We start from the raw sequence: 19,975 nt of genomic DNA on the forward strand, positions 1-19,975 counted from the left end.
GTGCGCCGCGCGGGCTTACTGGCCCATGGCGCTCTTGGCGAAGCTCGGGTCGACCAGGTCGGCGTAGTGCATCTCGCCCTTGATGTTGCCCACGAGCTGCTGCATGCCGATGGCGTTCTCGAAGGCCTTCTCGGTGATCATCACGCTCGGCGGATAGACGTTGCGGTCGATCATGCGCTGCACGGCGGCATTCACCGTGGCGGCGTCGAGGCTGTCGAACTCTTTGCGGGCAACGGCTTTGGCGGCTTCCGGGTTGGCGTGGATCAGCTTGAGCGAGTCGTTGATGGCCGCGACGAAGCGCTTCACCAGATCCGGGTTGGTGTCGATCGTCTTCTGCGCCGTGTTGATGGTGGAGAAGGCGTACTCCGGGTAGTCCTCGGTGAAGTCATGCACCAGCTTCAGCCCCTGCGCCAGGCCTTGTTCGACCAGCGGCTGGTAGGCCACCGCGATGTCGGCGCTGCCGGCCAGTACGGGGCCGAGTTCGAGCATGTTCTGCACCTCGGTCACGCGCACGTCCTTGCCCCATTCAAGCTTGTTGTCCTGCAGGATGCGCTTGAGCAGAGTGTTCGACGTGCCGGGGGCGAGGCCCACGGCGACGCGCTTGCCCTTGAAGTCGGCCGGGCCCTCGAACTTCACGTCCTGCTTGGCCAGCACCCACACCGGCGCGCTGTTGGCCACCGCGCTGATGGCGCGTGCCTGGCCGCCGCGCTCGCGGGCAAAGCCGACATGCTCCGGCCCATGCACCGAGAACTGCGCTTCGCCCGACAGCACCGAGGCCAGCGCCACCGGGCCGGATCCGGCCGAGCGCACCACCGGCACGTCGATGTCGTGCTTGGCGAAGAGCCCCTCGTGGCGCGCCACATACACCGGCAGGTACAGCAGCGAATGGAAGGCCTCGGCGATCAGCACCGTGTCCTTGGCGTGGGCGTTCTGTCCGCCAGCCAGCAGCGGGATGGAAACAAGTGCGGCGCTCAGCAGTTTCGAGAGTTGCTTCATGACACTTACTCCTTGGGAAAAAATCAGTGTTTGGACCAGGCGAAAAGGCGCTTTTCGATCTGGGTGATGAGGAAGTACAGGGTTGCTGCGACGGCCATCAGGGCGAATACGCCTACCCATACGGCATTGAGGTTGAAGAGGTTGCCATTGACGAAGATCAGGCGACCGAGGCCCCGGTCGGAGGCGATGAATTCGCCGCCGACTTCGGCGATGAGGGCGAAGCCGATATTCAGACGGAATGCCGAGATGATCCACGGCATGGTGGCGGGAATGACCAGCTTGGCGAAGATCTGCCGCTTGGTCGCGCCCAGCGAACGCATCATGTTCACCAAGCTTTGATCGATCTGGTGCGAGCCCTGGTAAGCGGTCAGCACGGCCACCACGAAGGTCGCGATGAAGGCCAGTGCGATCTTCGAGAACATGCCCGAGCCGAACCAGATGATGATCATCGGCGCCAGCGCGATCTTGGGCAGGCCGTTGAGCGCGATGAAGAACGGGTCGAGGATGCGCGCCAGGCGTTTGGCGTACCACAGCAGCAGCCCGCACAGCGAGCCCAGAATGCTGCCGCCGAGAAAGCCGGCCACCGTGGCCTGCACCGTGGCGACGGTGTCAGTGAAGAGCTGCCCGGTGCCGATCATGCGCCAGGCTTCAGCGCCGATGCCCAGCGGCGAGCCCATCAGGAACGGATCGATGATCTTGTGATTGACGCCGACCTGCCACAGGAACAGCACCACGGCGATGATCAACAGGCGGGCGAGGTTGTCCTGCAGGAAGACCTGGCGGGCCTTGCGTTTGCGCTCCGAAACGGTCTTGCGCTTGGTGGCGGCGTCGGTGAGGGTGGAAGCTGTGCTCATGGGTGCTTGGCTCCGAGCTGAATGTCGAGGTCGGCCCAGATGGTGTCGAACAGGGCCTGATAGCGGCTGTCGCTGCGCGCCTTGATGCACGAGCCGTGCTCGCGTGAAAGCCCGACGTCGTAGAGGTTCTTGACGGTGGTCGGGCGCTGCGTCATCACCGCGATGCGGTCGGACATGGCAATGGCCTCGCCGATGTCGTGGGTGATCAGCACCACCGTCTTGCCGAACTCGCGCAGGATCGAAACGATCTCGTCCTCCAGCACCAGCCGGGTCTGGTAGTCGAGCGCCGAGAAGGGCTCGTCGAGCAGGATGATGTCGGGGTCGGTGATCAGCGTGCGGATCAGCGCCGCGCGCTGGCGCATGCCTCCCGACAGCGAATGCGGATACGCATTGGCGAAGTCGCCCAGGCCGTAGCGCGACAGGTAGTCCAGCCCTTTGGCATGGCGCTCGGCCTTGCCGATGCCGGCCAACTCAAGGCCCAACGTCACGTTCTCCAGAATCGTGCGCCACGGAAACAGCAGGTCGCGCTGCAGCATGTAGCCGATCTGCGAGCCGCGCTTGCTCTTCGGCCGGCCCTTGCGCAACACGATGTCGCCCGAGGTCGGCTCGAGCAGCTTGGCGATGATGTTGAACATCGTCGTCTTGCCGCAGCCGCTCGGCCCCACGATGCTGATGAACTCCCGCTCCTTGATGTCGAGCGTGATGTCGCGGATGACTTCGACGATGTTGCCCTCGTCATCCTCGAAGGTCTTTTTGAGGCGCTTCAGTGAAATGGCCGTGTCGCCACCGCTTGTGACGGTGTCGCCGGCGTGTGTTGCTACCGCTGCTTGCATGTTGAGCTCCCGCTGGTTCGGTAAGCCCTTACAGCAGGATTGATGCCAATAAGCGCAGCGGTGGGTTGCGATCGATTGTACTTATCGCGGTCACCCATATGGCATTCATGTCGCAGGAATCTGCCCGTCATGGCATGAGTGCTGGACGGCTTGTAATTGCTGCGTGTTGTCTTGGAGGGTGTGAAGGCGAATGCGAAAGATCGTGGCGCCGCCGGTCAATTTCTGAGTGCGTGTGCCGCGGCTGCCCAGTTCGCAGCCACGCCCGTCTTTGGGTCTACTTTCTGGCGCCACGCCCATCTTGTGTGCAAGTTTGTCGGCAAACAAGTGCGCTTGATGCGGCGGGTTGGTGCCGTGTCGTGGGCGGCCTTCACTTGGGCGGGAAGGGCGCGTTCGACGCGGTTTTGCCGGAGAGAATGGGGCGACGCCGGGTCGAGCGGGTGGGTGGGCCCGCGCATGTTTGCCGCGACGCGTGCGCGTTCTCCGGGAGGCTTTGGCGCCGAGGTGAGGCCCCATCGAAATGGTTGCAAATTGCACGCGAGCTCCGGGTTGGGTGCCCCGATCCGCTATAATTGCGGCCTTTTCCATGCATCAGAGTGCCATGAGCGCCGAACCCAGGATTCATCTCGCCGAACTGCTGCGCGCCGCATTGGCGAGCGTTGCGCCCGATCAGGTTGATACGCCCGTACACCTCGAGCGCCCCAAGCAGGCCGGGCATGGCGATTTCGCCACCAATCTGGCCTTGCAGCTGGCCAAGCCTCTGCGCCGCAACCCGCGTGAGTTGGCGACGCTTTTGGTGAAGGAGCTGCCGTCGTCGGATCTGGTTTCGAAGGTCGAGATCGCCGGGGCCGGCTTCATCAACTTCACGCTGGCGTCGGACGCTAAGACCTCGGTGGTGCGCGAAGTGCTCACGCGCGGCGAGGCCTTCGGTCGCGGCGAGCGCAAGAACCAGAAAGTGCAGGTGGAGTTCGTGTCGGCCAACCCGACCGGGCCGTTGCATGTGGGCCACGGGCGCGGTGCGGCGTATGGCGCGTCACTGTCGTCGGTGCTCGATTTCGCCGGCTACGACGTCACCCGCGAGTACTACATCAACGACGCTGGCCGTCAGATGGACATTCTTGGTACTTCGACCTGGCTGCGTTATCTCGCGCTGTTCGATATCGAGGTGCCCTTTCCGCCGAACGGCTATCAGGGCGATTACGTGGTGGCGATGGCGCGCGAACTGCGCGACGCGCACCAGGATCGCTTCGCCAAGGTCACTGCTGACGACGTGCTCGCCGGCACGCCCGGCCTGCCGGACGCCGCCCGCAAGGACGACGAGGCCGGCCGCCAACGCGAGCAGCATCTGGACGCGCTGATCGCCAACGCCAAGCGTCTGCTGGGTGAAGACTACGCCGCCGTGCATGGCTTCGCGCTGAACGAACAGCTCAGCGACTGCCGCCAGGATCTGGGCGAGTTCGGTGTGGTTTTCGAGCAGTGGTTCTCGGAGAAGAGCCTGTTCGACACCGGCTTGGTGGCGCGTGCTGTCGGCGAGCTCGAGCAGCGCGGTCACATTTACGTGCAGAACGGCGCCAAGTGGTTCCGCTCGACCGATTTCGGCGACGAGAAAGACCGTGTCGTGCAGCGCGACAACGGGCAATACACCTACTTCGCCTCGGACATTGCCTACCACCTGAACAAGTACGAACGCGGTTTCGACCGGGTCATCGACATCTGGGGTGCCGACCACCACGGCTACATCGCGCGCGTGACCGGTGCCATCAAAGCGCTCGATCTGCCGCCCGAAAAACTCGACGTGGCACTGGTGCAGTTTGCCGTGCTGTATCGAAACGGCCAGAAGGCTTCGATGTCTACCCGTTCGGGCGACTTCGTGACCCTGCGCGAGCTGCGCCGCGAAGTCGGCAACGACGCCTGCCGTTTCTTCTATGTGCTGCGCAAGAGCGATCAGCATCTGGATTTCGACCTCGACCTCGCCAAGAGTCAGAGCAACGAAAACCCGGTGTATTACATCCAGTACGCTCACGCGCGCGTGTGCTCGGTGCTGGCCCAGTGGGACGGCACCGAATCGGCGCTGCTCGACGCTGATCTGGCGGCCTTGTCGGGTGAGCGCGAACTTGCCTTGTGCGCGCGCTTGGGGGCTTTCGCCGAGCTCGTGCAGAACGCCGCAAACGACTATGCACCGCACCAGATCGCTTTTTACCTCAAGGATCTGGCGGGTGATTTCCACGGCTGGTACAACGCCGAGCGCATGCTCGTCGATGACGAAGCCGTCAAACTCGCACGTCTGGCCTTGGCGAGTGCGGTACGCCGCGTCCTCGCCAACGGTTTGAACCTGCTCGGCGTGACTGCGCCGGAATCGATGTAAACCCACGGGAGGGCCCCATGCCTCGTGAAACCAAGCCCCGCCGCGCACCGCGACGGCTCGTCGCCAAAACGTCCGGCAAAAGCAGCGGCGTAATTGCCGGCCTGCTGGTCGGTCTGGCGCTGGGGGCGGTACTGGCGGCCGGTTCGGCGTGGTACCTGACGCGCACTTCTCCGTTCCAGACACCGGCGCAGGTGATTGCACCGATCAGCACCGAGCCTCTGTCGCTGCCGGGAAAGCCGGGTGACCGCCCTGTCCAGGTACGCGATTTCGATTTCTACACCGTGCTGCCGCGCGGCGATGCCGGCATCGCCGCGCCCACGCCGCCGACCACTCCCACCGGTGAAGCTCCGCCCAAGGCGGAGCGCCTGTATCTGCAGGTGGGCGCCTTCAATGACCCGGCCGAAGCCGACAACATGAAGGCCCGGCTTGCGCTCAACGGTATCGAGGCCGTGGCCCAGCGCGCGCAGCTCGACGATGGCCGCATCGTGCACCGCGTGCGGGTCGGGCCGTTCGCCCGGCCGGAAGACATGACTTCGGTGCGCTCGCGCCTTGCCGCAGCCGGTGTGTCCGGCAACGTGGTGCAGGCCACGCCGTAATTTTCATCACAGGTGGAACCCGTTCAGAGCACCTGCGTCTGAACCCCAGTCCCTGACCCGCTGAGGAAGTTGATCGCCATGAATCGCCGTCTCATGCTCAAGAGCACCGCCGCTTTTGCCGCCCTGTCCGTCACGCCGTCGCTGCTGCTGGCGGCCGACCCGTTCGAAGTACTGGCCACGCCGGTGCCGCAGGATTCCAGCGGCAAGATCGAAGTGCTGGAGTTCTTTCACTACGGCTGCCCGCATTGCCGCAATTTCTATCCCTTGATTCAGGAATGGAAGAAGTCGTTGCCGGACGACGTCCGTTTCAGCGCCGTGCCGGCCATCTGGGGGCGTGAGCAACTGCGCGCTTTGGCACGGCTGTACTACGCCGCCGAGGGCATGGGTGTGCTCGAAAAGGTCGAGCCGGCCGTCTTCGTTGCTATCCAGGACGAGAAGAAGCCGCTGTTCACCGAGGCTGAAGTGCGTGCGTGGATCGGCAGCACCGGGGTCAAGGCCGACGAGTTCATGGATATCTACAGCTCGTTCGCCGTACAGGGGCAAGTCCAGCGTGCCGACCAGCTCGCTCGCACCTATCGCGTACAAGGCGTGCCCACCGTTGCTGTCGGTGGCCGTTACCTCACCTCTGCCTCGCTCAGCGGCAGTCATGCCAACACCCTCAAGGTGGTGGACCAGCTCGTGGAGCGAATCCGCAAGGGTGCGTGATACGTCTGCTTGCACCGCAGGCACGTCGTTTTGCTACATTCCTGACACAGGAGCGCTGAAGATCCGGCGCCCTTTCTCATCATCCGGGCTGCGGCCACCCGCCTGCAACCAACAGGAGTGAACATGGCTGAAGGCGGCACCGAAAGCGCAGGCGAGCGACGCGGCAGGCAACGTTTCGTCGCCTTGCGTCGCGGTAGTGAGTGTTTCTGGGCCGTCTTCGACGAGCAGCGTGAGGCGCTTACCGATCTGTCGCTGGAGGGCTTCGGCATGCCCGGGGCCTTCGAAGTGGGACGCTGCTTCAACGTCGTGCTGCACCGTGCGGGAGTGCCCGATCAAATACGTGGTACGGTGCGAGTAGCCAACTGTTTCAAGGGCGCAGACGGTGTGCAGTCCGGTTGCGTGTTCGAATCCTTCGCTGGCGACGGCAAGGAGCGACTGCGAGACTGGTTGATTGCCCACGTGATCGCCAACGCCACCATCCCCATCACTGAAAAGGACGCCGAGCGCATCGTTTCGGGCCCTTCGCTGATTTGAGCGGTGAGCCCCGCGCCGGCCCAAACCCGGAGCGCGTATGACCCGACGCAGTGACATCCCCACGGCGGACCAGACCGCCGAGCTGTTCCTCAAGACCCTTCCCGAAGCTGAGCACGAATCCGCCGAGCGCTTGCTGCGCGCGTGGTTCGACGGCTTTTCAGACAACGATCTAAGCGGCCGCAGCGCGGCCGATCTGGCCGGCGCAGCGCTCGCGCTTTGGCGTGCGATCAAGCAACGCCCGCCCGGCAAGCTTTCCATTCACGTCGAAGAGCCGTCAGCCGACTCCCATGGCTGGTCTTCGCCCCATACCGTACTGCGCATCGTCAATGACGACATGCCCTTCCTGGTCGATTCGGTCGGCATGGAGCTGAGCCGCCGCGGCCTCAACGTGCACCTGTTCATTCACCCGGTGCTGCGCGTGCAGCGTGATGAGGAGGGCGATCTGCTGCGGTTGGGTGACGCCGCCGCTCCGCTCGAATCGATCATGCACATCGAGCTGGATCGCCTGGGTGACGCCGTGGCGTGCACCGAGCTTGCGCAAGGCATTGGCGCGGTACTCGACGACGTGCGCGCGGCGGTGAGCGACTGGCCGGCCATGCGCGCACGCGTAGCCGAGGTCGAAGCCGGCATTGATGACGCTTCGGACGAGGCAGAAGAGGCGCGCGCGCTGCTGAAGTGGTTGCAGGCGAACAACTTCGTGATTCTCGGTTGCCGCGATTACACGCTGGTCGGGGAGGGCGAGCGCCTCGACATCGTCCCCGGCTCCGGCCTTGGGGTGTTGCGCGAACGTAACGGACCGTCGGCCTCTGCCGCCTTTGCCGCGCTGTCGGACGAAGTGCGCGCGCGCGCCGCCGATGCGCCGCTGCTCGGCATCACCAAATCCACTTCGCGCTCCACGGTGCATCGCACGGGCTATCTCGATCACATTGCCGTGCGCACCTTCGACGCGCAGGGCAATGTCAGCGGCGAGCGGCGCATTCTGGGCTTGTTCGCTTCCACCGCGTACAGCGCCCATCCGTCGAGCATTCCGGTACTGCGCCGCAAGGTGGAGCATGTCATCGAGCGCGCCGGCCTGCTACCGGGCAGTCATGCGGACAAGGCTCTGAAGGTGATTCTCGAGCAGTACCCGCGCGACGAGTTGTTCCAGATCGAGCCGGAGAAACTCCTCGAGCACGCCATCGGCATCTTGCGACTCGGCGAGCGTCAGCGCACGCGGCTGTTTCTGCGTCCCGATCCTTTCGGGCGCTTCGTTTCATGCCTGGTGTATGTGCCCCGCGAGAATTACGACACGGCGCAGCGCAAGCGCCTGCAGGCGGTGCTGATGGAGGCCTTCGGCGGCGTCTCGGCCGAGTTCGACGTGGTGTTGTCCGATTCCCCGCTGGCGCGTATCCAGTTCACCGTGCGTACCGAGGGCAGCATTGCGCCGCACGATCCGGCAGAGGTCGAGCAGCGTGTCGTCGAGGCTTCGCGCCGCTGGCAGGACGCCTTGCGCGAAGCGCTGATCCTGCGTCACGGCAGCACGCGCGCGCTGACACTGTGCAAACGCTGGGGCGAGGCCTTCCCGGCGGGCTATCGCGAGCGCTCGAACGTTGCCGAAGCGCTGGTCGATCTCGACTTCCTGGATGGCCTTGAAGGCCCGGACGACCTCGCCCTGCAGTTGCTGCGCGTGCCGGGAGATGGCGATACGCGCCTGCGCTTCAAGCTGTACCGGGCGATCGCGCCCTTGTCGCTGTCACGCAGTCTGCGCATGCTCGAACGCATGGGCGTGACGGTGACCGACGAGCAGCCCACGCGCCTGACGCGCTCCGATGGCGAGCCGGCGTGGATTCACGATTTCGGTCTGGATGTGCCGGCCGACGCCGTGCGCAACGTGGACAGCCTGCGGCCGGTCTTCGAAGAAGCCTTCCGGCACATCTGGCGGGGCGATGCCGACAACGACGAATTCAATCGCCTGAGCCTGCTGGCCGGCTTGTCATGGCGCGAGGTGGCCGTGCTGCGCGCCTATGCGCGCTACATGCGGCAGGCCGCCTTTCCGTTCAGCCAGACCTACATCGAACAGGCGTTGGCCGCGCACCCAGGCATCGCCAAAACGCTGGTGGGATTATTCGTGCGGCGCTTCGATCCAGCCGCTGACGCCGGTCGTGAACAGGCCTGCAAGCAATTGCAAGGCGAGGTGGTGGAGGCGCTCGACAAGGTCGAGAACCTCGACGAAGACCGCATTCTTCGTCAGTTCCTGGCGCTGATCGGGGCCACGCTGCGCACCAACTGGTTTGCTCGTCGCGAAGACGGCCCGCCGCGGCCGGTGCTGTCGTTCAAGCTCGATCCGCATGCCGTGCCCGGCCTGCCCGAGCCACGCCCGATGTTCGAGATTTTCGTGTCGTCGCCGCGCGTCGAGGGCGTGCACCTGCGCGGCGGCAAGGTCGCACGCGGCGGGCTGCGCTGGTCCGACCGCATGGAAGATTTCCGCACCGAGGTGCTCGGGCTCGTGAAGGCCCAGATCGTGAAGAACTCGGTGATCGTGCCGGTCGGCTCCAAGGGCGGCTTCGTGGTGCGCAACCCGCCGACCGAAGGTGGGCGCGAGGCCTATGCCGCCGAAGGGCTGGCGTGCTATCGGCTGTTCCTGTCCGGCCTGCTTGATCTCACGGACAACCTGGTGGACGGTGCAGTGGTGCCGCCGTCGGATGTGGTGCGTCATGACGAGGACGATCCCTACCTGGTGGTGGCGGCAGACAAGGGCACGGCGAGCTTCTCCGACCACGCCAATGCGGTGGCCGCCGAGTATGGCTTCTGGCTGGGTGATGCCTTTGCTTCGGGCGGTTCGGCGGGTTACGACCACAAGAAGATGGCCATCACGGCGCGTGGCGCGTGGGAATCGGTCAAGCGTCATTTCCGCAGCATGGGGCGCGACATCCAGCGTGAGGATTTCACCGTGGTCGGCGTGGGCGACATGTCGGGTGACGTGTTCGGCAACGGCATGCTGCTATCAAAGCACATCCGTCTGGTGGCCGCCTTCGACCACCGCCACATCTTCATCGACCCGGAGCCGGACGCGGCACGCTCGTGGGACGAGCGTTCGCGCCTGTTCGATGTGCCGCGTTCGAGTTGGGACGACTACGACAAATCACTGATCTCCCAGGGCGGTGGCGTGTGGCCGCGCAGCGCGAAATCGATTGAGTTGTCGCCCGAGGTGCGCGCCGTGCTCGACGTGAATGACGAGCGTCTGACGCCGGCCGACCTGATCCGGGCCATCCTGCGTGCGCCCGTCGATCTGCTCTACAACGGCGGCATCGGCACCTACGTCAAGGCGGGGAATGAGACCGACCTCGACGTGGGCGATCGCAACAACGATGCCGTGCGCGTCAATGGCGGCGAACTGCGCTGCCAGGTGGTGGGCGAGGGCGGCAACCTCGGCTTCACGCAGCGCGGGCGCATCGAGTACGCGCTGCGCGGCGGGCGCATCTTCACCGACGCAATAGACAATTCCGGCGGCGTGGATTGCTCCGATCACGAGGTGAACATCAAGATCCTGCTCAGCGACGTGATGCGCTCGGGCGAGCTCAGCCGTGAGGATCGCGACGTCCTGCTCGAAGAAATGACCGACGAAGTGGCCGGTCTGGTGCTGCGCGACAACTACGGTCAAGGCCAGGTGCTTGAACTGATGCGCAGCGGCGCAGCGGATGTGCTCAACGAGCATGCCGGCACGCTGCGGCGCCTTGCCGGGTCAGGTCGCCTCAACCGAAAGCTGGAGTTCCTGCCCTCCGATGAAGATCTCACGGTGCGCAAGGCCGACGACCGCGGGTTGGTGACGCCCGAGCTGGCGGTGTTGCTGGCCTATTCGAAGATCGAGCTGTACGACGAGGTGCTGGCTTCGCAGGTGCCGGACGACGCATTCGTTGCCGGTGCATTGTGGCGCTACTTCCCGCAGCCGCTGCGCGAGCGCTATGCCCAAACCATCGGGCAGCATGCGCTGCGGCGCGAGATCGTGGCCACGCATGTCGTGAACACCATGATCAACCGCGTGGGTGCAAGCTTCGTTGACCGCATCTGCGACGAGACCGGCCATGCTGCGCACGAGGTGGTGCGAGCCTGGCTGATCGTGCGCGAGGTGTTCGCGCTGGTGCCCTACTGGCGCCAGATCGAGGCAGTCGACAACCTTGCGTCGGCAGAGCGCCAGAATGCGCTGCTGCTCGAAGCACTCAAGCTGTCGCGCAGCGCAACGCTGTGGTTGCTGCGTAACCCCGCGTGGTTGGAAGACATCGGCAGCACGGTGGAGGCTTTCGGACCGCGCGTGAGCGCACTGGCGGCTGCCTTGCCGGAGTTGCTGGCGCCCGCCGATCACGAGGCGCTCGAAGCTGTTGCCGGGGAGCATGCCGCGGACAGCGTGCCGACAGAGCTTGCGCAGCGTGCGGCGGCCATGCGCTGGATGCGTCCCGCGCTGGACATCGTCGAACTCGCCCAGAGTGGCCAGCGTGACGAATGCGCGGTGGGGCGTATCTATTTCGCCTTGGCCGCCGCGCTGGAGTTGCCGTGGATTGCAGCGCAGATCGATGCCTTGCCCAGCGACGCACGCTGGTCGGCCTTGGCGCGGGGCGCCTTGCGGGTGGATCTGGCCACCGAGGCGCGTCGCCTCGTGGCGCAAGCGCTCGAGCACGGCGACGATGCCGACACCTGCGTGGCCGCCTTTGTCGAGGCGGGTGGGGAGCGACTGGCGCGTTACCGCGCGCTGGTGAGCGAAGCGCGCGGCATCACGCCCGACGTGGCCAGCCTCTCTGTGCTGCTGCGTGAATTGCGCGGCCTGGGCTGAGCCTCAGGCCGCTGCGGCCCGTGTGCGCTCCCGGCGCATGCGGGCCAATTGCATCCACACCACCAGACCGAGCAGCAGCATCGCAGGAATGTAGATCCAGTCCTTGCTCGGGCGGTCTGCCGCGGGCACTTCGATGTGGGTGATGTTGAAGCCCTGTTCAAGCCCCAGTCGCTCGGCCGCGCTGCCGAAGCGCACCATCGAAACCTGCACGTTGCCGGCGAAATCCATCACGTTGACGCCGGCTGCGGCGAGCCGCTCTTGCGCGGTGGCTGCAGGGGCGCCCAGCGGCAGCAAGACGCCACGCGACACGTCGTTGCCTTCGATCGAGATGCCTTCTACCCACACACGCAGGTTGGCGTTGGGCGGTGCCTCTTCGACCATGCGCGTCAGCTCTGTGGCCGGGTATTCGTCATACGGCGGGTAAATCTGATCCATCCAGAAGCCGGGGCGGAACAGACTGAACGTGATGAGCACCAAGAGGGCGGCTTCGTACCAGCGGTTGCGGGTCATGAACCAGCCCTGGGTGCCGGCAGCGAAACACAGGCTGGCAATGGTGGCCATCGAGATGGTCAGCACGAGGTGCCAGATGCTGGTGATGCCGATCAGCAGCAACTCGGTGTTGAAGATGAACATGAACGGCAGGATGGCCGTGCGGATGCTGTAGCCGAAGGCCGTTACGCCGGTACGGATCGGATCGCTGTTGGCGATGCCGGCGGCGGCATACGATGCCAGACCGACAGGGGGTGTGACGTCCGCCATCAGGCCGAAATAGAACACGAACAGATGTACGGCGATGAGCGGCACCAGCAGCCCGTTCTGTGCCCCCAACGCGACGATGACCGGGGCCATCAGTGAAGACACCACGATGTAGTTTGCGGTGGTCGGCAGGCCCATGCCGAGCACCAGACAAAGCAGTGCCACCAGCACCAGCATCACCAGCAGGTTTCCGCCCGACAGCACCTCGACCAGTTCGGTCATCACCAGGCCGATGCCCGTGAGCGTGACGGTGCCGACGATGATGCCAGCGGCGGCCGTTGCAATGGCGATGGCCACCATGTTGCGGGCCCCGGTGACCAGCCCGTTGAACAGGTCGATGAAGCCTTGCTGCACGGTGCCGGCGATGTTGCCGCCGTGGCGGAACAGAGCGAACAGCGGGCGCTGGGTGACCAAGATGAAGATCAGGAACAGCGTGGCCCAGAACGCGGACAGCGCAGGTGAGAGCTGCTCCACCATCAGGTTCCAGATCAGCGCGGCAACCGGCAGCAGGAAGTGCAGACCTGATTTCAGCGTCGGACCGATTGCGGGCAGGTACTCGATCGGCTTTTTCGGATCGTCCATCTGCAGCTCGGGGAAGCGCGCCGAATAGCGCACGATGCCCACATAGCCGGCCAACAGCAGTGCCCCGATGATCAGCGCCGAGGCATCGCCGGCGACGGTTTTAATCCAGCCGAAGCCCCAGTAAACGATGGCCGCGAAGATGATCAGCCCCGAGATCGTCAGCGTGGTGGATACCAGCACGTTCTTCAGCAGCAGCTCTTCGCGCCGCGGTAACCCCTTGAGATCGGCCTTCATGGCTTCGAGGTGCACGATGTAGAACAACGCGATGTACGAGATCAGCGCCGGCACGATGGCGTGCTTGAGCACCTGCGTGTATGGAATGCCGACGTATTCGACCATCAGGAAGGCCGCCGCGCCCATCACGGGGGGCATCAACTGGCCGTTCACCGAGGATGCCACCTCTACGGCTGCGGCCTTGTCGGCGCGATACCCCACCTTCTTGATCAGCGGAATGGTGAAGGTGCCGGTGGTGACCACGTTGGCGATGGATGAGCCCGAGATCACGCCGGTGGCGGCCGAGGCCACCACCGCGGCCTTGGCCGGGCCGCCACGCAACTGCCCGAGCAGCGCAATGGCGGATTTGATGAAGTAGTTGCCGGCACCGGCGGTCTCGAGCAAGGCACCGAACAGCACGAACAAAAAGATGAAGCTTGCCGACACGCCGATGGCCACGCCGAATACGCCTTCGGTACCCAGCCACAGGTGTGTCATGCCCTTGTTCAGCGACGCGCCACGGTGGGCAATCATGTCCGGCATGTAGGGGCCGAAGAAGATGTAGACCATGAACACCACGGCCAGAATCACCATCGGCAGGCCGAGCGCGCGGCGGGCCGACTCCAGCAGCAGTATCAGGCCGGCGACGGCGACGAACAGATCCAGGTCGGTCGGCAGGCCGGGGCGACGCGACAGTTCGGCGTAGAACAGAAAGAGATAGCCCGCGCAGAAGGCCGCGGCGAGCGCCAGCAGCCAGTCCGTGACCGGCACGCGGTCACGTGGGGATCGTTTGCAGGCGGGATACACGGCGAAGGCCAGGAATGTGGCCAGCGCCAGGTGGATGGAGCGCACCTCGGTGTCGTTGAAAACCAGCACGCCCAGGCTGAAGGGCAGCGGTGAGGCCACCCAGAGCTGGAACAGCGACCACGTCAGCGCCACCGCAACGATCAGGCCGGCGGCAATGCCGGTGGGGCGCCTGCCCCCGGTGTCGGCCTCGGCGACCAGGTGTCGCAATTCTTCGTCGTTGAGGGGCTTTTCGGTGGCGGCGGTGTGCTGGTCGACCATGCTTGCGTTTCCGTGTGGGCGGGCGCGTTGGCGGGGTGGCCGACTCGCATCCGGGTTGCATCAACACAAACGGCGGTCGGGGTTGCCCCGCCGCCGTCTGTGAGAACGTGACGCGCCGCTGTGCCGGCGCGTCAGGCGGGGATTACATCAAGCCTTTTTCCTTGAAGTAGCGCGCAGCACCGTCGTGCAGCGGAGCCGACAGGCCGTTCTTGACCATGTCCTTGGCTTCGAGGTGAGCGAAGGCCGGGTGCAGCTTCTTGAACTCTTCGAGGTTGTCGAACACCGCCTTGACCATGGTGTAGACGACTTCGTCCGAAACCTTGGCGGAAGTCACGAAGGTGGCCAGCACGCCGTAGGTCGGGGTGGGGTTCGGGTTGTTGGCATACAGCCCGCCCGGAATGTCGACCTTGGCGTAGTACGGGTGATCGGCCACCAGCTTGTCGACGGCTGCGCCGGTCATCGGAACCAGCTTGGCGCCGCAGGTGGTGGTCGGATCCTGGATGTTGGCAGACGGGTGGCCCACGGCGTAGAAGAAACCGTCGATGCGGTTGTCGCACAGTGCGGCACCGTGCTCGTCCGGGCGCAGCTCGGAGGCCAGCGAGAAGGCCGAGGTGTTCCAGCCCAGCTCGTTCAAGTACTGGTCGAGCGAGGCCCGCGTGCCCGAGCCCGGGTTGCCGACGTTGAAGCGCTTGCCCTTGAGGTCTTCGAACTTGGTGACGTTGGCTTCCTTGCGGGTCAGCACGGTGAACGGCTCCGGGTGCAGCGAGAAGACTGCGCGCAGATCCTTGTCGGCGCCGGCGTCCTTGAAGCTGCTGCTGCCGTTGTAGGCGTGATACTGCCAGTCGGACTGGGCCACGCCGAAGTCGAGCTCGCCCGCGCGGATGGTGTTCAGGTTGTAGACCGAGCCGCCGGTGCTTTCCACCGAGCAGCGGATGCCGTGGTCACGACGGCCCATGTTGATCAAGCGACAGATGGCACCGCCGGCCGCGTAGTACACACCGGTGACACCGCCGGTGCCGATGGTGACGAAGTTCTGCTGGGCAGAAGCCGGGGCCGCGGATAGGCTTCCCACGACGGCCAGTGCAGCGGCCAGTGCAGTGAATTGCTTCATGTTCGTTCTCCTGTCGGGTCATAAAAGGCGATCGTCGCCGGGTTGAACGCAAAACGATATGCCAGAAGATAACTCCGTTTTTCGAGAGCCGCCAGTACGGCCGCATGCAAGCCTCAATGGAGAGGCTGAGCCGTCATGCCGAGTGCCTGCGCAACCTCTTCGTGCAGGATGGCTCCGTCATGTACGTTGAGCCCCGCGCCCAGGTGCTTGTTGCGTGCGCAGGCTTCGCGCCAGCCCTGATCGGCCAGCGTCAGAATGTGGGGCAGGGTGGCGGCGTTAAGGGCCTGGGTGGCTGTGCGCGCCACGGCGCCGGGCATGTTGGCCACGCAGTAATGCACCACGCCTTCCTCGATGTAGGTCGGCGCGTCGTGCGTCGTGGGGCGCGAGGTTTCGCAGCAACCGCCCTGATCGATGGCGACATCCACGATGACGCTGCCTGCGGCCATGCCGGCAACCATTGGCCGCGTCACCAGCTTCGGCGCCGAGCCGCCAGGAATCAGTACGCCGCCGATTACCAGATCGGCTGATTCGAGCGAGCGGGTGATCGCATCCTGGTTGGAATGCAGCGTGGCCGCGCGTCGCCCGAAACGCTCGCCAACGCGCCGTAGGGCATCCAGGCTGCGGTCGATCACGGTGACGCGCGCGCCCATGCCGAGGGCCACCTCGGTGGCATTCAGCCCGACCATGCCGGCGCCGAGCACCACCACATGCCCGGGCTCCACCCCCGCCGCGCCGCCAAGCAACACACCGCGCCCGCCGGCGGCCTTTTCCAGGCAGTGCGCACCGGCCTGAATGCTCATGCGCCCGGCAATCTCGGACATCGGCGCAAGCAGCGGCAGGCTGTTGCCCGGCCCGGTGACGGTTTCGTAGGCGATGGCGGTGACGCCGCTGGCAAGCAGGTCGTGGGCTTGCTCCGGGTCGGGGGCCAGATGCAGGTAGGTGAACAGCACCTGGCCGCGGCGCAGCCATTTGCGCTCGCCCGCCTGGGGCTCTTTAACCTTGATGATCAGCTCTGCCTGCTGAAAGACTTCCTCTGCGGAATCGACGAGGCGCGCGCCGGCTCGTTCGTAGTCGACGTCCTCGGCACCGATGCCGGCACCGGCGCCGCGTTCGACGAGCACTTCGTGGCCGCGTGCGGCCAGTTCCTGTACGCCAGCAGGCGCGAGCCCGACGCGGTATTCGTGGTTCTTGATTTCGCGGGGGATGCCGACGCGCATGTGGCGCTCCATGAGGCTAGAGGTAAAGCCAAGTATGGGTGAGTGGGGTGGAGGCGGCAATCCTGTGGTGGGGCTTTTCGTGCTCTGGTGGTGAGAGTGTGGCTCTCTAATCCTTCAACCCGGATGCAGATTGCTGCTGCCTCTGGATGCGCTGGGTGGGGTGATGTTTTTCGTTGTTTTGGGGTGAGTTCGTTGTGTTGGCCTTGACCGGCCGGGACTCGCCCCGGCGGGCGACCTTCTTTCTTGTTTCACGACAAGAAAGAAGGCAAAGAAACGTGCCCCGCATCCGCGGCCCTTCGGGGTTCCCTCGCTTCGGGGGATTTCGCCGGCCGGTCCTGAACTCGCTTCGCTCGGACAGCAGGACCGGACTGCCCCGGCGAAATCCCCCTGCGCTCGGCGCTTCTGAGGGGAGGATGGGTGCGCGCGGTGCTGCCCGTTTTTGGTTCGGATTGCTCGGGTGCTCGGAGTTGGAGTGCCGGGTGTGCTGCGGGCACACCGGTTCTACCGTCATTGCGAGGAGCGAAGCGACGCGGCAATCTCGCAGCCTTTCCAGATTGCACAGTCGCGAGATTGCCGCGCTGCGCTCGCAATGACGGGTAGAGGCGCAGCGCCAACTAAAGAAGCCGCGGCCTCAATGCACGCCGTGTGTCCAAACCCCTTCTGAGCCGCTGAGCGTAGAGTGCTCACGGCGGGGCCTTCCGGCCTTGCTGTTTGAGCGGAACGCGAGTTTGCAAGGCCGGCCGCCGGGAGTGCTCGTAGCGAAGGGACCCCGAAGGGGCGGTGAGGAGGGCGCGTTTCTTTGCCTACTTTCTTGCCGCGCAGCAAGAAAGAAGGTCGCCTGCCGGGGCGAAATCCCGGCCGTTCAAGGTCAATCAAACGAACTCGCGCCGCACATGCGCGAACGTCTAATAGCCGCCGCAATGCGACAGCTGTTTCTCCCCTCGACGGTCCAGCGCAACGGTTACGAAAACCCCCCACCGTTGCTTGTCCCAAATGGCGGTGGCGCTCGAGCAGCGCCGGAGCAAATCAGCCCATCAGCCCGCTGAGCACGCGGTCTGCACCGCCGCATCCACCACCGCTGCCGCCAGCTCCGCACTGACGGCCTCCGGCGTCCGCACCCGGAACAGGTGCCGCACTAGGCTGTGCCGGTCGGTGCGCAGCAGCGCCTTGTCACGGCTGATCAACAAGGTGGCCCCGGCGTCGCGCGCAAGCTCCAGAAACTTCTGATCATCCGCATCACGGCAACGTGGCAGCGGCGCGGGCTCGTCCGCCGACGCAGGGGCCGCCGTGCAGCGTTGCCGATACTCGGCAAGCAACGCCGCCTGACGCTCCGGCGGAATGGAGAACTGTCGGTAGGCCAGCACGTGGGTAAGCTCGTCCAGCGTATCGGCACGCGCAACCGGACGAAAATCGCCCGCTTCGAGGGCGCGGGCGAGGGGGGCGAGTTTCGGATCCTGCCACCACCACAGTGCCATCACCGTGTTGGTGTCGAGGACCACCAGCGTGGTGCCAGTGCTCACGCAGCGGCCTTGCCGGTGCTGTCGAGGCGCTGCTTCACGTAGCTGCCGGGGGCGTCTTCCAGCGCCTTGAGCGGCCCCGCGGCGGGGTCGCGTGCGGCAACCTGAGCCTTATCCTGGCCGGTGATCCAGGCCTGCCAGTCATTCCACCACGAGCCGGGTTGGGCGGCGGCTGCGCTCAGCCAGTCGTCAGGGCTTTCGGGCAGGGTTTCATCCTGGCCGAGCCAATAACTGTATTTGTTGGCCACCGGCGGATTGACGATGCCGGCGATGTGGCCCGAGCCGCCGAGCACGAAGCGCACCGGGCCGCCGAAGTGGCGTGCGCCGGTGTAGGTGCTCTTCCACGGCGCGATGTGGTCTTCGACGGTGGAGATGAAGTAGCTCGGGGTCTTGATCTTGGTCAGGTCGATCTTGACGCCGTCGATCTCGATGCCGCCGGGCTCGATCAGGCAGTTCTTCATGTACATGTTGCGCAGGTAGAAGCTGTGCATCTTGGCCGGCAGGCGGGTGGAGTCGGAGTTCCAGTACAGCAGATCGAACGGGAAGGGGTCTTTGCCGAGCAGGTAGTTGTTCACCACGAACGACCAGATGAGGTCGTTGGCGCGCAGCATGTTGAAGGTGGTGGCCATCTCCGAGCCTTCGAGGTAGCCGCGCTCGCTCATCTTCTTCTCGAGGTTTGAGACCTGCTGCTCGTCGATGAACACGCCCAGTTCGCCGGGCTCGGCGAAGTCGGTGAGGGTGGTCAGGAAGGTTGCGGCGGCGATGCGTTTCTGGCGCTTGGCGGTGAGCCACGCCAGTGCGGTGGCGAGCAGTGTGCCGCCCAGGCAGTAACCGACGGCGTTGACCTGCTTCTCGCCGGTTTGCTCTTCGATGGCGTCGATGGCGGCCAGCACGCCTTCGCTCAGGTAGGCGTCGAAGCCGAGCTGGGCGAGCTTGGCGTCGGGGTTCACCCACGAGATCACGAACACCGTGTGGCCCTGATCCACGCACCACTTGATGTAGGAATTCTTCTCGCGCAGGTCGAGGATGTAGAACTTGTTGATCCACGGCGGCACGATCAGCAGCGGGCGCTTGAGTACTTTGGAGGTGGACGGCGCGTACTGGATGAGCTGCATCAGCTGGTTCTGGAACACCACCTTGCCGGGGCTGGTGGCAACGTTCTTGCCGAGCTCGAAGGCCTCGGTATCGGTCATGCGGATGCGCAGTTCGCCGTTGCCGCGCTCGATGTCGCCGAGCAGGTTGTTGAGGCCGCGCACGAGGTTCTGACCGCGGCTGGCAACGGTTTCGCGCAGCACTTCGGGGTTGGTCATGGCGAAGTTCGACGGGCTCAATGCGTCCACGTACTGGCGCGTGAAGAATTCGACCTTCTTCTGCGTCTGCTCATCGAGCCCCTCGACGCTGGATACGGTGTCGTGGATGTTGCGGGCGGTGATCAGGTAGGACTGCTTGATGAAGTCGAACAGGAAATTGTCTTGCCACTCGTCGTCCTTGAAGCGCTTGTCGCCTTTGTCGGGGGTGACCACGGGTGAGGCGGGGGCGCCCATCATGCGCAGCATCGAGTTCTGCCACAGCGCCATGTAGTCGCTGGCGAGCTTCATCTGCGCCTGAACGAGGGCGTAGGGGTTGGCCATCATGTGCGTGAGCATGTCCGAGAAGGCCTGCGTCACGCCCAGCTCGTCACTGGCCGGTTGCACGCCATTCTTCAACTGGCGCTGCATGTAATCCTGCAAGAGCGCCGAGGCGCGCTGGGCGACTTCGGCGTAGTTCGCGGCGATTTCAGCCGGGTCAGGCTGGGTGACGGGATCCTGCGGGGTGGTCGTGGCCATCGGC

13 protein-coding genes are annotated in these 19,975 nt (G+C 64.8%); 5 read left to right on the forward strand and 8 right to left on the reverse strand.

Features of this window, described 5'->3' with window-relative positions:
* Positions 1-15: 15 nt before the first annotated feature.
* The 3 genes from AC6H0W_RS05205 to AC6H0W_RS05215 are packed head-to-tail and all read right to left on the reverse strand — an operon-like array spanning position 16 to position 2,683.
* On the reverse strand, positions 16-996 hold the full coding sequence (locus tag AC6H0W_RS05205; protein WP_497576071.1) for an ABC transporter substrate-binding protein: 981 nt from the start codon (positions 994-996) through the stop codon (positions 16-18).
* A 23-nt stretch (positions 997-1,019) separates the two neighbouring features.
* Positions 1,020-1,850: an ABC transporter permease gene (locus AC6H0W_RS05210; RefSeq protein ID WP_497576072.1), complete on the reverse strand. Its 831-nt coding sequence runs from the start codon at positions 1,848-1,850 to the stop codon at positions 1,020-1,022.
* A complete protein-coding gene (locus tag AC6H0W_RS05215; protein ID WP_497576073.1) occupies positions 1,847-2,683 on the reverse strand; it encodes an ABC transporter ATP-binding protein in 837 nt (278 codons plus the stop codon). Before AC6H0W_RS05215 ends, AC6H0W_RS05210 begins: the two co-directional genes overlap by 4 nt.
* A 598-nt stretch (positions 2,684-3,281) precedes the next feature.
* Here AC6H0W_RS05215 and argS point away from each other — a divergent pair.
* The 5 genes from argS (at position 3,282) to AC6H0W_RS05240 (ending at position 11,684) form a co-directional block, all read left to right on the forward strand.
* Positions 3,282-5,045, forward strand: coding sequence for an arginine--tRNA ligase (argS, locus tag AC6H0W_RS05220; RefSeq protein WP_497576074.1), 1,764 nt, complete (start codon positions 3,282-3,284; stop codon positions 5,043-5,045).
* A 17-nt stretch (positions 5,046-5,062) separates the two neighbouring features.
* A complete protein-coding gene (locus tag AC6H0W_RS05225; protein WP_497576075.1) occupies positions 5,063-5,641 on the forward strand; it encodes an SPOR domain-containing protein in 579 nt (192 codons plus the stop codon).
* Positions 5,642-5,719: 78 nt separating this feature from the next.
* Positions 5,720-6,346 (forward strand): thiol:disulfide interchange protein DsbA/DsbL, encoded by a 627-nt coding sequence (locus AC6H0W_RS05230; protein WP_497576076.1) that lies wholly within the window; start codon positions 5,720-5,722, stop codon positions 6,344-6,346.
* 123 nt (positions 6,347-6,469) lie between these two features.
* Positions 6,470-6,880, forward strand: a complete 411-nt coding sequence (locus AC6H0W_RS05235; RefSeq protein ID WP_497576077.1) for a PilZ domain-containing protein — start codon at positions 6,470-6,472, stop codon at positions 6,878-6,880.
* A gap of 37 nt (positions 6,881-6,917) precedes the next feature.
* Positions 6,918-11,684 (forward strand): NAD-glutamate dehydrogenase, encoded by a 4,767-nt coding sequence (locus tag AC6H0W_RS05240; RefSeq protein WP_497576078.1) that lies wholly within the window; start codon positions 6,918-6,920, stop codon positions 11,682-11,684.
* Positions 11,685-11,687: 3 nt separating this feature from the next.
* On the opposite strand, the gene AC6H0W_RS05245 is transcribed toward AC6H0W_RS05240, so the two are convergent.
* The 5 genes from AC6H0W_RS05245 to AC6H0W_RS05265 form a co-directional block, all read right to left on the reverse strand.
* A complete protein-coding gene (locus AC6H0W_RS05245) occupies positions 11,688-14,300 on the reverse strand; it encodes a TRAP transporter permease (RefSeq protein ID WP_497576079.1) in 2,613 nt (870 codons plus the stop codon).
* Positions 14,301-14,442: 142 nt separating this feature from the next.
* Entirely contained in the window at positions 14,443-15,411 is a 969-nt protein-coding gene (locus tag AC6H0W_RS05250; protein WP_497576080.1) for a TAXI family TRAP transporter solute-binding subunit, read from the reverse strand.
* Positions 15,412-15,524: 113 nt separating this feature from the next.
* Entirely contained in the window at positions 15,525-16,628 is a 1,104-nt protein-coding gene (gene ald / locus AC6H0W_RS05255; protein ID WP_497576081.1) for an alanine dehydrogenase, read from the reverse strand.
* 1,034 nt (positions 16,629-17,662) lie between these two features.
* Entirely contained in the window at positions 17,663-18,148 is a 486-nt protein-coding gene (locus AC6H0W_RS05260; protein WP_497576082.1) for a PIN domain-containing protein, read from the reverse strand.
* A complete protein-coding gene (locus AC6H0W_RS05265) occupies positions 18,145-19,971 on the reverse strand; it encodes a PHA/PHB synthase family protein (RefSeq protein WP_497576083.1) in 1,827 nt (608 codons plus the stop codon). The genes AC6H0W_RS05260 and AC6H0W_RS05265 overlap by 4 nt, the downstream gene beginning before the upstream one ends.
* Positions 19,972-19,975: the final 4 nt, after the last annotated feature.

The sequence above is a fragment of the Pseudazoarcus sp. NS20 genome (assembly GCF_059703745.1).

Excerpts from the sequence above, each read along its gene's own strand:
- AC6H0W_RS05225 (WP_497576075.1), top strand. The coding sequence starts at position 5,063 with ATGCCTCGTGAAACCAAGCCCCGCCGCGCACCGCGACGGCTCGTCGCC.
- AC6H0W_RS05205 (WP_497576071.1), bottom strand. The coding sequence starts at position 996 with ATGAAGCAACTCTCGAAACTGCTGAGCGCCGCACTTGTTTCCATCCCG.
- AC6H0W_RS05230 (WP_497576076.1), top strand. The coding sequence starts at position 5,720 with ATGAATCGCCGTCTCATGCTCAAGAGCACCGCCGCTTTTGCCGCCCTG.
- ald (WP_497576081.1), bottom strand. The coding sequence starts at position 16,628 with ATGCGCGTCGGCATCCCCCGCGAAATCAAGAACCACGAATACCGCGTC.
- argS (WP_497576074.1), top strand. The coding sequence starts at position 3,282 with ATGAGCGCCGAACCCAGGATTCATCTCGCCGAACTGCTGCGCGCCGCA.
- AC6H0W_RS05215 (WP_497576073.1), bottom strand. The coding sequence starts at position 2,683 with ATGCAAGCAGCGGTAGCAACACACGCCGGCGACACCGTCACAAGCGGT.
- AC6H0W_RS05210 (WP_497576072.1), bottom strand. The coding sequence starts at position 1,850 with ATGAGCACAGCTTCCACCCTCACCGACGCCGCCACCAAGCGCAAGACC.
- AC6H0W_RS05235 (WP_497576077.1), top strand. The coding sequence starts at position 6,470 with ATGGCTGAAGGCGGCACCGAAAGCGCAGGCGAGCGACGCGGCAGGCAA.
- AC6H0W_RS05250 (WP_497576080.1), bottom strand. The coding sequence starts at position 15,411 with ATGAAGCAATTCACTGCACTGGCCGCTGCACTGGCCGTCGTGGGAAGC.
- AC6H0W_RS05240 (WP_497576078.1), top strand. The coding sequence starts at position 6,918 with ATGACCCGACGCAGTGACATCCCCACGGCGGACCAGACCGCCGAGCTG.
- AC6H0W_RS05265 (WP_497576083.1), bottom strand. The coding sequence starts at position 19,971 with ATGGCCACGACCACCCCGCAGGATCCCGTCACCCAGCCTGACCCGGCT.
- AC6H0W_RS05245 (WP_497576079.1), bottom strand. The coding sequence starts at position 14,300 with ATGGTCGACCAGCACACCGCCGCCACCGAAAAGCCCCTCAACGACGAA.